Genomic DNA, 15486 nt, shown 5'->3' with positions numbered 1-15486 from the left:
CTGACGTCTGCCTTGCTTCGTTCCGCCCGGCCGCCGCCGAGGCGCTCTCGAGTCTGCGCACAAACAGGACCCACAGGGGGGTTGGTGTGCCCAAACGATGACCACCACACGTCTGACGGCGCTCGGTCACGAGGACCCGCCGCTGTTCGCGCTCGCCGGGCGACTCCTCGCGGTCGCCGAGTCGGGACTGCCGTCGATGCTGCTCCCGGGTGGTGAGGCCTTCGCCTTCACCATGGCCGGCCGGAAGGGTCCCGACGGCTCCTGGACCCTGGAGCGGCGCGGGATCAGCACCCGGTACGCGGCCATCACCGTGCTGGGCGCCCGGTACCTCCCCGAGGACCGCCAGCGCGCGGTGCTCGGCGGGCGTACCGCCCAGGAGTTCGCGGGGCTGCTGGTCGAGTCGCTGCCCGCGGTGACCAACCTCGGTGACGCGGCGCTCATCGCCTGGGCCACCGCCGAGACCGAGCACCCCAAGCTGTCCGACGCCCTGGCACGGGTCGAGGCGCTGGACGTGCCGGGCCGTCCGCAGTACACCGTCGAGGCCGCCTGGGTGCTGTCCGCCCTCGCGGCGGCTCGCGACACGGTCGATGTGGAGAGACGTTTCACCGCAGCTCGGGACCGTCTGTTGCGGGCCCGGATCGGCGACAGCCCGTTGTTCCCGCACGCCACCGCGACGGGCCTGGTGCCCTGGTACCGGGCGCATGTCAGCTGCTTCGCCGACCAGACGTACCCGCTCCAGGCCCTCGCCCGCGCCCACGCCAGCGGCGAAGGGGACGGCGACCCGGAGGCGCTGGCGGCCGCGGAGCGTTGCGCGGCACGCATCTGCGAGCTCCAGGGCGACGGCGGGCAGTGGTGGTGGCACTACGACGCGCGCACCGGCGGTGTCGTGGAGGGCTACCCGGTCTACAGCGTCCACCAGCACGCGATGGCGCCGACCGCCCTGTTCGACCTCGCCGACGCCGGCGGCACCGACTTCGGCGCCGCGATCCGCAAGGGCCTGCGCTGGATGACGGACGTGCCCGAACTGGCCGGTTCGGAGCACCGGGAGCCGATGATCCTCGACGAGCTCGGCGCCACCTGGCGCAAGGTCCACCGGGGCGACCCGAAGAAGGCCGTACGCGCCGCCCGGGGTCTTGCCACCCGGGTGGCTCCGGGCCTGCGGCTGAAGCCGCTGGACCGGGTCTACCGCCCGCTCTCCGTGGACCGCGAATGCCGGCCGTACGAGTTCGGCTGGCTGCTCCACGCCTGGCAGGGGGGCCGGATATGACCGCACGTCGGACGCTGTTCGGAATCGAGCTGGACCCGCTGACCATGGACGAGACCGTGGCGCGCTGCCTGGAGGCGGTGCGGGACGGCAGACAGCTGGAGATCGGCGTGGTCAACGCCGCGAAGCTGGTGAACATGCGGCGGGACGACCGGCTCGCCAAGGCCGTCGCCGGCTGCGATCTGGTCCTCGCCGACGGACAGGCCGTGGTGTGGGCCGGCCGGATACTGCGCGCCCCGCTGCCGGAGCGGGTGGCCGGGATCGACCTGTTCCTGCGGCTGCTGGCCGAGGCGCAGGCCTCGGGCAGCTCCGTGTACTTCCTCGGCGCCAGGCAGGAGGTGCTGGACCGGATGCTGCTGCGGGTGGCCGACCGCTTCCCCGGGCTGAAGGTGGCCGGCAGCCGCAACGGCTACTTCGACGACTTCGAGCAGGCTGAGATCGCGGACGCCATCGCCGGAAGCGGCGCCCACATGCTCTTCCTCGGCATGACCTCGCCGAAGAAGGAGGTCTTCACCGCCGCCTACGGCGCCCGCACCGGAGCCCGGGTCGTGCACGGGGTCGGCGGCTCCTTCGACATCCTGGCCGGGGTCACCAAACGGGCCCCCGAGTCCTGGCAGCGGTGGGGCATGGAGTGGCTCTACCGCGCCGTGCAGGAGCCGCGCCGTCTGGGCCGCCGCTACCTCACCACCAACGCCTCCTTCCTCCTCATGACGGCGCGCGAGCTGATCCGGCTCACCCCGTCGGCCGCTCCCGCGAACAGGAGTCACTGATGCGCGTCGTCGTGGTCGGACAGGGATACGTCGGCCTGCCGCTGGCCGTGCGCGCCGCCGAGGTCGGGCACGAGGTGATCGGCTACGACGTCGACGCCCGGCGGATCAAGAGCCTCGCCGCCGGTGAGTCCTTCGTCGAGGACGTCTCCTCCGAGCGGATCCGCGCGGCGCTGGACAACGGCACCTACCGCCCCAGCGAGTCGGCCCGCGACTGCGGCGGTTTCGACGTGGCCGTGGTGACGGTCCCGACCCCGTTGCACGAGGGCACTCCCGACCTCCGCTACATCAAGGAGTCGGCGGTCACCCTCGCTCGCTACCTGCGCCCCGGGGCCACGGTCGTCCTGGAGTCGACGACCTATCCCGGCACCACCCAGGAGCTGTTCGCCCCGATCCTGGAGGAGGGCTCCGGCCTGACCGCGGGCACCGACTTCCACCTCGGCTACAGCCCGGAGCGGATCGACCCGGGAAACACCGTCTGGGGCTTCAAGGAGACCCCGAAGGTCGTCTCCGGTGTCAACGAGGCCTCCCTCCAGGCCGTCCAGGACTTCTACGCGCGGCTCGTCGACACCACCGTGCCGGTGAGGTCGCCCAAGGAGGCCGAACTCGCCAAACTGCTGGAGAACACCTTCCGGCACGTGAACATCGCGCTGGTCAACGAGATCGCGATGTTCGCCCACCACCTGGACATCGACGTCTGGCAGGCCATCGACGCCGCGTCCTCCAAGCCGTTCGGCTTCATGAAGTTCACGCCCGGACCGGGTGTCGGCGGCCACTGCCTGCCGATCGACCCCTCCTACCTGTCCTGGCGGGTGCAGCGCGAACTGGGGCAGAGCTTCCGCTTCGTGGAGCTGGCCAACGACATCAACGGCCACATGCCCGAGTACGTGACGCGCCGGATCAGCGACCTGTTCAACGCCAGGCGCCGTTCCGTGAACGGCTCGCGCATCCTGCTGCTCGGCCTGGCGTACAAGAAGAACACCGGCGACGCGCGCGAGTCGCCCGCCCTGCGCATCTCCCAGCTGCTGCTGGACATGGGGGCCCAGGTCAGGGCGGCGGACCCGCACGTCGTCGAGAGCCTGCCGATGGACACCCGGCTGGTACGGGTCGAGCCGACGACGCAGGAGCTGGCGGACGCCGACGTGGTGGTCCTGCTCACCGACCACGACGGCTTCGACTACGAACGCGTCGCCGAACACGCCCGCTCCGTCCTGGACTGCCGCCGCCGGCTGCCGTCCGGACCCACGATCGAGGTGCTCTGAACCATGCGAGTCGTCTGTGTAGCCGGGGCACGCCCCAACTACATGAAGATCAAACCGGTGATGGACGCCCTGGAGCGCCGGGGCGCCGAGGTGGTCCTCGTCCACACCGGCCAGCACTACGACCCGGCCATGAACGACGTGTTCTTCACTGACCTCGGCATCCGCCCGCCCGACCGCTTCCTCGGGGTCGGCTCCGGGACCCACGCCGAGCAGACCGGACGGGTGATGACCGCGTTCGAGCCACTTCTCGACGAGGTGGCCCCGGACCTCGTCGTGGTGGTTGGCGACATCAACTCCACACTGGCCTGCGCCCTGGTGACCGCCAAGGCCGGCCCCCTGCTCGCCCATGTCGAGGCCGGGCTGCGAAGCCGGGACTGGAGCATGCCGGAGGAGGTCAACCGGGTCGCCACCGACCGGGTCAGCGACTACCTGCTGGCCCCCTCGCCCGACGCCGTCCGGAACCTGCGCGCGGAGGGGTACCGGGAGGACCAGATCCACCTGGTCGGCAACGTCATGATCGACACGCTGCTGGCCAATCTGGAGCGTGCCCGGGCGTCCGACGTCCTCGGCCGGTACGGCCTGGCCAGGGGCGAGTTCGGCCTGGTCACCCTGCACCGGCCCGGCAACGTGGACGACCCGGCGGTCCTCACCGGGCTGCTGAAGGCCCTGGGCGAGATCGCCGGCCGCTGCCCGCTCGTCCTGCCCGTGCACCCGCGCGCGGCCGGACGGCTGGCCGAGACCGGCGTTCCCGGGGGCATCCGGCTGGTACCGCCCGCCGGTTACCTGGACTTCATCGCCCTGCAGGACTCCGCCCGCGTCGTCCTCACCGACTCCGGCGGTGTGCAGGAGGAGACCACCGCGCTGGGTGTGCCGTGCGTGACCCTGCGGGACAACACCGAGCGTCCCGTCACCGTCGAGCAGGGCACCAATGTGCTGGCCGGCCGGGACCCGGCGCGGATCGTGGCCACCGCCAACCGGGTGCTCGACGCTCCGCCCCCGCCGCGCCGGCCCGAGCTGTGGGACGGCCGCGCGAGCGACCGTATCGCCGAGGTGCTGCTGGCCGGAGGCACCGCGGGCACCCGGGCGAGACCGACCGACCAGCCGGGACCCACCGACCGAACCTTCCCCATATGATCCGCTTGCAACCTGTGCTCGTCGAACGTCTGGTCGCGAGGGGGAACCGTCATGGATCTCGCTGAGATCTTCCGGGTCATGCGCAGGCGCTGGTACGTACTGCTGCCGGGACTGCTGCTGACCGCCGGCCTGATCGTCGGCGTGACCAGGGTGGTTCCGGTCACGTACCAGTCGCAGAGCACGGTGGTTCTGCTGAACTCCCAGAAGGCCACGCGGGCCTACGACGGCAACCCCTTCCTCAGCACCCAGACCTCGCTCACCGGCATGGCCGACAGCCTGGCCCGCAACCTCAACTCGGACGACTCGCTGCGCGAGCTCAAGTCCCGTGGCGCCAGGGGCACGTTCCAGGCGAAGCTCGCCGACAACGCGCAGGGGCCGCTGGTGTGGCTGACCGTCACCGGCACCGACCGGGACTCCGTCCTTGCCTCGGACAAGATCCTGACCGCGTACGCCGAGGAACGGCTGGACCAGTTCCAGAAGCAGCAGTCGGTCACCCCGAAGGCCATGATCCGCATGACGACGATCGTGCCGCCGCAGAACCCGGTGGCACAGACCAGGACACGGCTCGAGTACATGGTCATGGCCGGGGCCCTGGGCCTGGTCCTCACCCTGGTCGCCGCCTTCTACGTGGAGGCGCGCAAGAGGTCGTCGCACACGCCCGGTCCGGAGGCCGGGCCCGCCCGGCCGGAGGAGGGGACGACCGCCCCCGTCCGCCCGGCCCGGGAGCCGGCCGTGGAGGAGACACCCGCCGTCCGGCAGCCGCCGAGCTGGTCGCGGCCCGCCGTGGACGGTCCGGGCGCCGCAGAGACCGACGCGCCACGGCCCGCCATGGCCGTGGCGTCCGCCGCAGAGCCGCTCGACGAGGAGTCGACTCATGGACATCGCCCGCGCACCGGACAGCGGGACCGGTGAGACGAGTGACGCCCCCACTCCTCCCGCACCCGCACCCGCCGGCCCCGTGGTCCCCCCTGCTCCCTCCCTCGGCCGCAAGGTCCGCTCGGCGGCCCGGTGGAGCCTGATCAACACCGTCGTCCTGCGGCTGGGCAACTTCGCGACCGGCATCCTGCTGGCGCGCTTCGCCCTCGGCCCCGCGGAATGGGGCGTGTACGGCATCGCCCAGACCGTGCTGCTCGTCCTGCTGTCCGCGAACGAGCTGGGCGTGGGCCTGGCCATCGTGCGCTGGGAGGGCGACGCACGGCGGTTCGCACCGACCGTGCTGACCCTCAGCACCCTCTCCAGCGGTCTGCTGTACGTGGCGCTGTTCGCGGCGGCACCGACGGTGGCCGCCCTGGTCGGCTCGCCGGACGCCGCGGACGTCCTGCGGGTGATGTGCCTGTGCGTGGTGATCGACGGGGTGGCACAGGTGCCCGGCGGCTTCCTCACCCGTGAGTTCGCGCAGGGCAGGCGGATGGTCATCGACGGGCTCAACTTCGTGCTCGGCACCGCGGTGACGCTGCTGCTGGCCTTCGAGGGCTGGGGCGCGATGAGCTTCGCCTGGGGCGCCGTGGCCGGGAACGTCGTCACGCTGATCGGCTGCGCGCTGGCGGCACCGGGCACCCTGAAGTTCGGCTGGGACCCCGGGCAGGCCCGGGCGCTGCTGAGGTTCGGGCTGCCGCTGGCCGGGGCGAGCCTGCTGGCCCTGGCGGTGGTCAACGTCGACACCATGGTGGTGGGCGCGACGCTGGGCAACGTGTCGCTGGGCTTCTACGTGCTCGCCTTCAACATCTCCGGCTGGCCCGTGCGGATCATCTCCGAGGCCGCCCGCCGGGTCTCCTTCGCCGGGTTCTCCCGGCTGGCCGGCTCGCCGCAGGCGCTCGCCCAGGGCTTCAGCCGTGCGCTGGGCGTGGTGATCACCGGCACCGTCCCGCTGTGCGTGCTGCTGGCCGGCCTCGCGGAGCCGGTCATCCGGCTGGTCTACGGCGACCGGTGGGCCCCCGCCGCCCCGGCACTGCCCTGGCTGATGGTCCTCGGCCTGATCCGTATCGGCGGCGAACTCGCCTACGACTGCCTGGTCGCGATCGGGCAGCGCCGGTCGCTCTTCCTGGTGCAGGGCCTGTGGCTGGCGGCCCTGGTCCCGGTGCTCCTCCTCGCCGCCCGCGTGAACGGCGTCGTCGGCGTCTCCCAGGGCCATGTCCTGGTCGCCGGCGGTCTGGTGGTGCCCGTCTTCCTGATCGCCCTGCGCCGTGGCGGCATCGGCACCGGCCGGATCGCCCGGGCCTGCGCCTGGCCCTTCCTCGGCGGGGTGGTGATGGCCGCGATCGTTCTCGGCCTCCAGCGCTCCCTCGGCGACGGGCGGCTCGCGCTCCTCACCATCGGCACCCTGGCCCTGGCCGGCTACACGGTGTGCATACTGCCCAGCCGCGACTTCCTGCGCGGTGCCGGCCGACAGGACATGGGGTGAGCACGATGTCACGGCGTACCGGCCGGAGCCCGCTCGTGTGGTCGCTGCTCGGCGCCTTGCTGGCGGTCATGGGGACCGCCTGCTCGGGACCGGAGAACTCCGCCGCGCCGGACTGCCCGGACGACGCGCTGACCTGCCCCGCGAGCGGATCCCCCGCGAGGCCGGGCGCCGGTCCGTCGACCGCGGCCGGCGCGACGGCCCAGAGCCCCGCCCCCGCACCGTCCCCGACGGCGCGGCCCACGGCGACGGCGGGCCCGGGCGACACCTCCGGGACACCCGCGGCCCCGGCCGCGTGCGCCTCCCCCGCCGCCTGCGGATTCCCCGACGCCCGCACCACCGGCCCCCGCATCCCCCTCACCCCCCACCGGACCGGGTACCTGGCCGTCCGCGAGAACGGGACGGTCATCCGGGGCTGGGACATCACCGGCTCCCTCGACATCTACGCGGACGACGTCACCGTCATCGACTCCAGGATCACCTCGGACAACTGGTGGGGGGTCAACCTGCGCCCCGGTCACCACGGTCTGCGGGTCCTGCACTCGACCATCACCGCCGTGCCCGGCAAGGGACCGGACAACGGCGGCGTGGACTACGCGGTGTCGAACATGGGGACCAGTTCCGTCGAGGTCGGCTGGTGCGACGTCTCGGTGTTCGGCGACGCCCTGGCCATGGGGCAGGGCCATCTGCACGACAACTACGTGCACGACCTCGCCCCCTTCGTCAACCAGGGCGGCGAGTGGCAGCACACCAACGCGGTCATCAGCAGCGGCGGCAACACCGGGCGGCTCGTCATCCGCCACAACACCCTGCTGAATCCGACCGGCCTCGACGAAGGGGCCTCGGGAAGCATCGGCCTGTTCGCGGACTTCGGAGTGGTCCGCAACGTCACCGTCGACCACAACTGGCTGGCCGGCGGCGCGTACGCCCTCTACGGCGGTGACAAGGGCGCCACCGGGATCACGGTCACGGACAACGTCTTCTCGACCCAGTACCACCCCGCCTCCGGCGGCTACGGCACGGTCGCCCACTGGAACGCGGGCGGCGCCGGAAACGTGTGGCGGAACAACCGGATGTCCGACGGCCGCCCGGTCCGGCCGGAGCCGGCCTCGTGAGCGGCGGCACGACCCGACGTGTCGCGCGGGCGCCCTGGACGCTCCTCAAGGCGTTGTTCGGCTGGCTGGTGCTCTTCGAGGCGAGGAACAAGGTCCTGCTGGCCCCCACCGCGGTGCGGCTGCGCCGGATCGAGGACGCCGAGACCCGGCGGCTGGCCGCGGTCCTGCCGTCACCGCCCGCGGCGCTCGTCGCCACGGTGATCGCCACCCACCGACGCCCCGAGGCGCTGTGCGCCGCGGTGCGCTCGGCCCTGGACCAGACCGTCCGCGATCAGGTCGTCATCGTGGTCGACGACGGCGCCGGGCTGCCCGCGCTCCCCGACGACCCACGGCTGTCCGCCGTCTCGCTGGCGGCCAACACCGGCGTGGCGGGCGTCGTGCGCAACGTGGGCATCCGCCTCACCCGCTCGCGGTACGTGGCGTTCCTGGACGACGACAACCTGTGGGAACCCGACCACCTGGAAAAGGCGTTGGCGGTCCTCGAATCCCCCGGCGGACCCGACGGCGTCTACACGGCACTGCGCCGGGTCCTGCCCGACGGCACCGAGAAGGACGTCCTGTCGGTGCCCTTCGACCGGCGCCGCGCCGCACGCGAGGCGTTCCTCGACACCAACGCCTTCGTCGCCCGCCGCGATCGCTCCCTGCGCTTCAGCCGTCTGCGCCGGACACCGCAGGTGCTGCCCCGGGAGGACTGGGAGCTGATCCGCCGGTACGGCCGCAGGCACCGGGTGCGCCACGTGCCGCACCCCACCGTCCGGTACCTGATGAACCCGGCCAGCTTCTACACGCAATGGCGACAACCCAGTTGAGACCCGCTCCCGTTCCGCTCCGACCACAGGTGGTTGACCCGATGCCACGATCCCGCGCCCTCAGGAACAGATTCGTCGACGCGCCCGGCTCGCTGGGCGAACGACTCCGCACCGCCCGCTGGGAACGGTTCCGGCGCTGCTTTCCCGGCATCGAGAACATGAGCGTGGTGGACCTGGGCGGGACGGCCGAGATGTGGCTGCGCGCACCGGTACGCGCCAAGCACGTCCACCTGATCAACCTGGAGGCGCACCCCGCCGGACTGCCCGATTGGATCACCGCGGAGAACGCCGACGTCACCGACCCGGCGGTCGCCGCCGCCCTGAGCGGCGACGGCGGCTACGACCTGGTGTTCTCCAACTCGACCATCGAGCACGTGGGCGGCCACAGCCAGCGGCGGAAGTTCGTCCTGGCCGTCGAGCGACTCGCGCCGCTGCACTGGATCCAGACGCCCTACCGCTACTTCCCCGTCGAGCCGCACTTCGTGGCGCCCGGCTTCCAGTTCCTGCCCCTGGCCGCCAGGGCCCGTCTGGTACGGCACTGGCCGCTCGTCCACAGCCGGCCCGACAGCCCGGAGTCGGCGATGAACGCCGTGATCAACATCGAGCTGCTGACCCGCGCCGAGATGCGCTATCTGTTCCCCCGGTCGGAGCTCCTCAGCGAGCGGGTGCTCGGTGCGCCGAAGTCGCTCATCGCCGTCAGGACGGAGTCCGCATGCTGAACAACCTGGTCAACAGAGAGGACGCGGACCGGCTGCTGCGCAAGGTGCGGAGGCTGGACCTGGAACCGGTGCTGGCCAAGCTGCGGGTGCGCGGCGGCGCCCGGGTGGTCCAGCACTGGTCCCGGGTCGACCCGTCGCTGACCGAGTGGTGGGCGATACCGGCGGTGATCAAGCGGTGGAACCTGCTGATGACCGGCGACGCGGACACGTCGTTCCCCGAGTACGTGGCCGCCGAGCACTTCGCGCCGCGTACCGGCCTGCGCGGCCTGTCGCTGGGGTGCGGCACCGGCGGCAACGAGCTCCTCTGGGCGAGGACCGGCGCGTTCTCCCTCCTCGAGGGCGTGGACGTGGCACAGCAGCGGATCGACTTCGCCACCCGCGCCGCCGCCGAGAACGGTCTCGCCGACGTCCTGCGCTTCCGGGTCAGCGACGTCAACCGGATGACCGACGACGGGGAACGCTTCGACGTCCTGCTGGGCCTGCAGTCGCTGCACCACTTCGCCCACCTCGACGAGACCCTGCCACGGCTGGCGCAACTGATCGAGCCCGGCGGGACGTTCGTGATCGACGAGTTCGTCGGGCCCACCCGGTTCCAGTGGACCGACGCTCAACTGGACGCGGCGAACGCGCTGCTGGCCCAGCTCCCCGAAGAGCGGCGACGGCTGGCCGACGGCCGCATCAAGCACCGTGTCGTGCGGCCCAGCAGGCTGTCGATGGTGCTGGACGACCCCTCGGAGGCGGTCGACGCGGCGGCACTGCTGCCGGGGCTGCGGCGCCATTTCAAGGTTGTCGAGGAACGGCCCTACGGAGGCACGGTACTGCACATCGCGTTCTCCGGGATCGCGCACAACTTCCGTTACCAGGACCCGGAGACGCTGGCCCTGCTGGACCGCTGCTTCGCCGCGGAGGACGCTGCCCTGCCGGAGGTGGGACACGACTTCGTCGCCATGGTGTGCCGGCCGCGGAGCGCGGGCTAGCCCGCCTTCCCGACGGCTGCCGACGGGCCACCGTACACGCCCACAGCGCCGGCACCCGCCGCGCGAGCGAACGCGTGCTGCGCCGACGACGGAGCCGGCAGCCCCGACACCGAGATGTGGAAGCAGAAGACGAGGAACGCGGCGACGAACCTCAGCCCCGTCAGCGAGGGGAGCCTCGATGCGTCGGCCTGCGTCCGGGCGGGCCCGTCCGATCTGTCGGTGACCTCGACTGCACCCATGAACCCCCTACGAGTCGGCGTGCGAACCGGCCGGTGACAGGTGAGCGCCCGGGCGGACCAGGGCGGCGGCGGCAGCTCGGCTGGCCGGACGGCCGAGGGCGGCGCGTGAGGTCTCTCTGAGGAGGACCGCCGTGCGGAAGGCGGCCGTGGCGAAGGGGCCGTGCCGACGGCGGTACAGGCGGACGCGGTTGAGGGTGAGCAGAGTCCAGAGGCGGGGCGAGACCCGGGAGTCGCCGCCGAGGTGAACGGCTTCGGCCGACGGCTCCAGTTGGGTGGCGTATCCGCTGTCCCGCGCGCGCAGACAGTACTCGGTCTCCTCGGAGTAGAGGAAGAAGGACTCGTCCCAGCGGCCGCAGGCGGCCAGGCACTCCCCCGATATCGCCATCAGGGCGCCGGTCGCCCAGTCCGCGCGCGTGGGCCGCAGGTACGCGGCGGGGTCGGTGACGAGTTCGCTCAGGGCCGGGAACCGCCCGGCCCGGGTGTTGCCGATGACGGCCTCGCCGAGGGCCCGGAGCACGCTCGGCTCGCGGCGCAGCGAGCGATGGGGCGTGTCGCTGCCCTCTTCGTAGAGGAGGGGGACGGCGATCCCGACCCCGTTCCCGAGCGTGTCCACCAGGCGTTTGGCGCAGCCCTGCCGCATCCGGATGTCGGGGTTGCAGATCAGAACGGCTTCGTGGTCCCCGGCGGCGGCGAGCGCCGCGTTGATCCCGGCCGCGTACCCGGCGTTGCGGCCGGTCTGGACGACGGTGGCGTCGGGGGCCAGCGCCCGGAGGACCTCGACGGTGTCGTCGGCGGAGTCGTTGTCCGCGACGACGAGCCGGTGGTCGAGGCCGGCCATGCCGCCGGCGAGCGCGGCGAGGAACCCGGGGAGCACCGCGGCGCTGTTCCAGGTGACGACGATGACGGCGACGGAACTCATCGGGACTCCACGAGTTGGGGCACCTCGGATTCGGATGCCTGACGGGGGGCTGGGACCGCGGCGGCCGCCGCCTCGCGGCGGACGAACCCGAGGTAGCTCCCGCCGGCACCCAGGGTCAGGAAGAACATCCCGGCGTACATGGGGAAGCTGAGCGCGTCGAAGGTGGCGCTGATGACCAGGGCGACCAGGGCGGAGGCGAGGAAGGCCTGCCCGAGCTCCCGGTCGGACTCGGTGCGGGCGAGCCGGCGGACGGCACCGCCCTGGTGGATGCCGGTGACGAACAGGACGAGCAGCGCGCCCAGCCCCACGGCGCCCGTCTCGGCCAGGGTCAGCATGTACTGGTTGTCCGTGAAGAAGTACAGGTCGGGGGTGAAGGTGCCGAATCCCCGTCCGAACCAGGGGCGTTCACTGAGGTAAGGGACGATCGCGCCGTACTTCACGGTGCGCGCCTGAGTGCTGCTGTCGGAGTTGGACAGGAAGGTGGCGAACAGGTTGGTGATGGTGCCGATCAGCCCGGGGATGATCACCTTGAAGCCGGCCACCGAGCCCAGGACGATGCCGATCGCGGCCCAGCGCCGCTGCGGCTTCCAGCGCGGCACCATCACCAGGATCACGATGAAGGCACCGATGATGGACGTCCGGGACACGGTCAGCGGAAGCGCGCCCGCCATGATCGCCACCGGGGCCCAGCGGCGCAGCACGCCGGCGTGCCGGCGCACCGGGTCGAACGCCTGGTGGACGGCGAAGGGGACCAGGATGGCCAGCATCCCCCCGAACTCCAGCGGATGGGCGGTGGTGGAGCGCGGCCGGGTGAACGAGCCGCGGTCCATGGCGCTGAGCCCGGCGGTGCTCGAGTGCAGGCCGGGGATGCGGATGGAGTCGGCGATGTTGGTCGCGGCGAAGAAGTCGTAGTAGCCGATCAGGGCGACCACCGTGCCCAGGACGACGAGCCGGCGCATCAGGGTCTGAAGCCGGCTGCGCTCCTGGATGCCGGCCGAGGCCAGCACCACCAGGGCCACCCACACCCCGAGCCCGATCAGCCCCCGGTCGGCTCCGAGGACCTCCTCGTGCGAGCTGTCACGGGACGCGGCGGCGAGGTACGACAGCAGCACGGCCGCGGCGAGCACGCACATCGCCACGCGCGGCAGCCTGGTGCCCGGCGCCGGCAGGATGCGGCCGCCGAGCCAGGTGGCGAGGTACCAGAGCAGTCCCAGCAGGGCGAAGACGTTGGCGGGGGTGCCGACGCCGCCCAGCGCGGGCAGCGTGAGGTTCGAGGGGACGAAGAAGGCCAGCACCAGATAGCCGGTCAGGATCGTCGTCGCGTCCAGTCTGCGCACCAGCAGGCCCTTGGGCCGCTCGGGCGGCCGGGCGCGATGCCGCCGGGGCACGTATCCGGCCAGGGCGCGGCCCCGCCGCCGGACCACCGCGACGCCCTCGGCCAGGATGGACAGCAGGAACGCGCTGACGACCCCGACGATGACGACCGCCGCGATGCCCTGGTACCGGTGCTTCGACTGCGAGACCGGTGTCTGGGGCAGGACGACCGGCGCGGTCTGCACCGCGTACACCTTGGGCACCTTGGAGGCGGCCTGCAGTGCCTTCAGCTGCTCCCCGGTGAACCTGGTGAGGGTGGTGGTCTCCCGGAGCACCTTCGTGCGGTCGGTTCCGGTGACGCTCAGGGTGAGCAGCGGGCTGTCGGCCTGCGGCGCGAAACCGACCGTGTACTGGTCCGTGACGCCACGGGAGCGCAGTTCCTTCGCCGAGTCGCTCGACTGGAGCGTCCTGATCAGGACGTCGGCCGTGACGACCAGCGAACCACCCGCGTTGGACAGGGGGTTGCCGAAGGTCGGCGCGAGTTCGGCGATCGCCGTGGAGTCGAGGAGGGTGACGGAGCTCTGCGACTCGTAGGACACCGGGATGGCCCGGTACAGGTAGCCGCCCGCGAGCAGACTGAGCAGGGTGAGCGGCACCATGAAGTACCAGCGCCGGCGGATGATCGCCAGGATGTCGGCAAGGCTCACGAGAACTCCCTTTTGGTGGCGGTCCGTCCCGGCGCCTGCGAGGATCGGTGGCGACGGAAGGAACCCCCGTGTCGCCTCGTGACGTCGCCGAAGCGCTGCTCCGCCGCTGGTACGTGCTGCTGCTCGCGCTCGTTCTGACGGCCGCCGGAGCCTACAAGGTGCTGCATCCCGCCCCGGAGTACCTGAGTTCGGCGGTGGTCGTGCTCAAACCGCCCGTGACGGGGAACCAGCCGAACCAGCTGACCAATCTCCAGCCGCCGCTGGCCACGCTCTCGTACGGGGTCGTCCAGCAGCTCGAGTCGCCCGCCGGGCGCAGGGAACTGGACGCGGCCGGCGTGCACGGGACGTACCAGCTGATCCCGCGCAACAGCGGCACCAGTGCCACGCCGCGCTATCTGATCCCCTCGGTGCAGGTGCAGGCGCAGCGGGCCGGCGCCGTCGAGGCGGACACGGCGGTCAGCCGGGTCATCGAGGTGTACACCGAGCATGTGACGCGGCTGCAGGACGCCCAGGGGATCGCGCCCGCGTCGCGGATCAGCGCGTCCGTCCTGGTCGCCCCGAGCGCCGCCCCGGTGCGGGGCACCAGGACCCGCGGTCTGGCCGGTACGGCACTGCTGGGCGGCACCGCCGGGATCCTGGGCGCGCTGTGGTGCGACCGGTACGCGCTGCGCCGCAGGAAGCGCAGGGGCGAGCACCCGGACCCGGAGCGCCGTGCCGACGGGGTCGCGGTGGCGGGCTGAGCCGAGGCGGTCACGCATCAGACACCGCGGCGCTTCCAGGACTCCCACCACAGCCACTCCCGGCCGCGCTCGGCCACGGCCGACCACACCAGGGGCTGCAGATACGGCATCGCCTTCGGCCCGATCCGCCGGCGCAGCCGCAGCGCGCGGTACTCGGGCAGCGCTCTGTATCCCGGCAGGCACTGCTCCGCGAACGCCACGCACGCCTCGACCGGTACGACGCCGGTGCGCCCGCGGTCGAAGGCCCGGTAGGCCCGGCGCAGGGCGTAGCGGGCGAGGCGGGTGTGGACCTGCTCGGCCAGCCGGTCGGGGTGGGGCAGCCGGTCCGAGCACTTGGCGAGCACCGAGTCGAAGGCGACGAGGCGCTGGCGCAGGTCGTCGAGCTGGCCGCCGAAGTCGACGGTGGACATGTTCTTGCCGTGGACGCGGTAGAAGGCCTGGTCGGCACCGCGTATGTAGCCGACGTCGGCGTGGGCGGCGAGCCGCATCCACATCTCGATGTCGCCGGCGTGGGGCAGGGCGGGGTCGTAGCCGCCGACCTCGCGCTGGAGGCGGGTGCGGACGACGACCTCCGGCGAGGTGATGCAGCCGGTGCCCTCCCGGAACCGCCGTTCCAGCCACCACTGGCCGGGGTAGACGACCGAGCCGGTGCTCCGGGTACGGGCCTTCGGCAGCGGGCCGCCGTGCCGGAAGCGCAGGGGGCGTCCGTAGGCGAACCCCGCCTCGGGGTGGGCGTCCAGCAGCGCGGCCGCCCGGACCAGCGCGCCCGGGACCAGCCGGTCGTCGGCGGAGAGCAGGGCCACGTAGTCGCCGTCGGCCCATTCCAGCAGGCCTTCGTTGTACGTGGCGATGTGGCCCTTGTTGGTCTCGTGGACGTGGACCTCGATGCGCGGGTCGGCGGCGGCCAGCTTGAGCGCGACCTCCGCCGAGTCGTCGGGCGAGGCGTCGTCGATGATGAGTACCCGGACGTCAACGCCGTCCTGCTCGTCCAGGACGCTGCTCACGCAGTCGGCGAGGAAATGGCCGTACTTGTAGCAGGGGATCACAACACTGACGCTGCTCATCGGTGGGGAAGCCAATCCCCGTCGGTGGTCCGCGCCCGGCCGGGGGGGGGCCCCCGGA

15 protein-coding genes are annotated in these 15486 nt (G+C 72.2%); 11 read left to right on the top strand and 4 right to left on the bottom strand.

Features of this window, described 5'->3' with window-relative positions; translation table 11 throughout:
- Positions 1 to 97 precede the first annotated feature (97 nt).
- From ABZX30_RS24770 to ABZX30_RS24725, 10 genes are read left to right on the top strand one after another with little or no spacing between them, the layout of a single operon-like run.
- Positions 98 to 1267: a hypothetical protein gene (locus ABZX30_RS24770; RefSeq protein WP_355937019.1), complete on the top strand. Its 1170-nt coding sequence runs from the start codon at positions 98 to 100 to the stop codon at positions 1265 to 1267.
- On the top strand, positions 1264 to 2034 hold the full coding sequence (locus ABZX30_RS24765; RefSeq protein WP_355937016.1) for a WecB/TagA/CpsF family glycosyltransferase: 771 nt from the start codon (positions 1264 to 1266) through the stop codon (positions 2032 to 2034). Before ABZX30_RS24770 ends, ABZX30_RS24765 begins: the two co-directional genes overlap by 4 nt.
- Positions 2034 to 3293, top strand: coding sequence for a nucleotide sugar dehydrogenase (locus ABZX30_RS24760; RefSeq protein ID WP_355937014.1), 1260 nt, complete (start codon positions 2034 to 2036; stop codon positions 3291 to 3293). The genes ABZX30_RS24765 and ABZX30_RS24760 overlap by 1 nt, the downstream gene beginning before the upstream one ends.
- A 3-nt stretch (positions 3294 to 3296) precedes the next feature.
- Entirely contained in the window at positions 3297 to 4427 is a 1131-nt protein-coding gene (wecB, locus tag ABZX30_RS24755; RefSeq protein ID WP_355937011.1) for a UDP-N-acetylglucosamine 2-epimerase (non-hydrolyzing), read from the top strand.
- A 51-nt stretch (positions 4428 to 4478) separates the two neighbouring features.
- Complete coding sequence (locus ABZX30_RS24750) at positions 4479 to 5339, top strand: chain length determinant protein (RefSeq protein WP_355937009.1); 861 nt, start codon at positions 4479 to 4481, stop codon at positions 5337 to 5339.
- Entirely contained in the window at positions 5302 to 6828 is a 1527-nt protein-coding gene (locus ABZX30_RS24745) for an oligosaccharide flippase family protein (RefSeq protein ID WP_355937007.1), read from the top strand. The genes ABZX30_RS24750 and ABZX30_RS24745 overlap by 38 nt, the downstream gene beginning before the upstream one ends.
- A gap of 5 nt (positions 6829 to 6833) precedes the next feature.
- Positions 6834 to 7940, top strand: a complete 1107-nt coding sequence (locus ABZX30_RS24740; protein WP_355937004.1) for a hypothetical protein — start codon at positions 6834 to 6836, stop codon at positions 7938 to 7940.
- Positions 7937 to 8749, top strand: a complete 813-nt coding sequence (locus ABZX30_RS24735; protein WP_355937002.1) for a glycosyltransferase family A protein — start codon at positions 7937 to 7939, stop codon at positions 8747 to 8749. The genes ABZX30_RS24740 and ABZX30_RS24735 overlap by 4 nt, the downstream gene beginning before the upstream one ends.
- A gap of 41 nt (positions 8750 to 8790) precedes the next feature.
- Positions 8791 to 9468 carry a class I SAM-dependent methyltransferase gene (locus ABZX30_RS24730; protein ID WP_355937000.1) on the top strand — a complete coding sequence of 226 codons (678 nt, stop codon included), beginning with the start codon at positions 8791 to 8793 and terminating at the stop codon, positions 9466 to 9468.
- On the top strand, positions 9462 to 10445 hold the full coding sequence (locus tag ABZX30_RS24725; protein WP_355936998.1) for a class I SAM-dependent methyltransferase: 984 nt from the start codon (positions 9462 to 9464) through the stop codon (positions 10443 to 10445). Before ABZX30_RS24730 ends, ABZX30_RS24725 begins: the two co-directional genes overlap by 7 nt.
- Here the strand turns inward: ABZX30_RS24725 and ABZX30_RS24720 are convergent.
- From ABZX30_RS24720 to ABZX30_RS24710, 3 genes are read right to left on the bottom strand one after another with little or no spacing between them, the layout of a single operon-like run.
- Positions 10442 to 10684 carry a hypothetical protein gene (locus ABZX30_RS24720; protein WP_355936996.1) on the bottom strand — a complete coding sequence of 81 codons (243 nt, stop codon included), beginning with the start codon at positions 10682 to 10684 and terminating at the stop codon, positions 10442 to 10444. The genes ABZX30_RS24725 and ABZX30_RS24720 overlap by 4 nt on opposite strands.
- A 7-nt stretch (positions 10685 to 10691) precedes the next feature.
- On the bottom strand, positions 10692 to 11603 hold the full coding sequence (locus ABZX30_RS24715) for a glycosyltransferase family 2 protein (protein WP_355936994.1): 912 nt from the start codon (positions 11601 to 11603) through the stop codon (positions 10692 to 10694).
- The gene (locus ABZX30_RS24710; protein ID WP_355936991.1) at positions 11600 to 13624 is read right to left on the bottom strand and encodes an O-antigen ligase family protein; all 2025 of its coding nucleotides are present in this window, start codon (positions 13622 to 13624) and stop codon (positions 11600 to 11602) included. Before ABZX30_RS24710 ends, ABZX30_RS24715 begins: the two co-directional genes overlap by 4 nt.
- A gap of 68 nt (positions 13625 to 13692) precedes the next feature.
- Between ABZX30_RS24710 and ABZX30_RS24705 the strand changes: the two genes are divergently transcribed.
- Positions 13693 to 14364: a hypothetical protein gene (locus ABZX30_RS24705; RefSeq protein WP_355936989.1), complete on the top strand. Its 672-nt coding sequence runs from the start codon at positions 13693 to 13695 to the stop codon at positions 14362 to 14364.
- 17 nt (positions 14365 to 14381) lie between these two features.
- On the opposite strand, the gene ABZX30_RS24700 is transcribed toward ABZX30_RS24705, so the two are convergent.
- Complete coding sequence (locus tag ABZX30_RS24700; protein ID WP_355936986.1) at positions 14382 to 15428, bottom strand: glycosyltransferase; 1047 nt, start codon at positions 15426 to 15428, stop codon at positions 14382 to 14384.
- Positions 15429 to 15486: the final 58 nt, after the last annotated feature.

The sequence above is a fragment of the Streptomyces sp. NPDC004542 genome, from assembly GCF_040610035.1.
Classification (GTDB): domain Bacteria; phylum Actinomycetota; class Actinomycetes; order Streptomycetales; family Streptomycetaceae; genus Streptomyces.
Note: the sequence above shows the minus strand (reverse complement) of the source record. Positions and strands in the feature narration are given on the sequence as shown.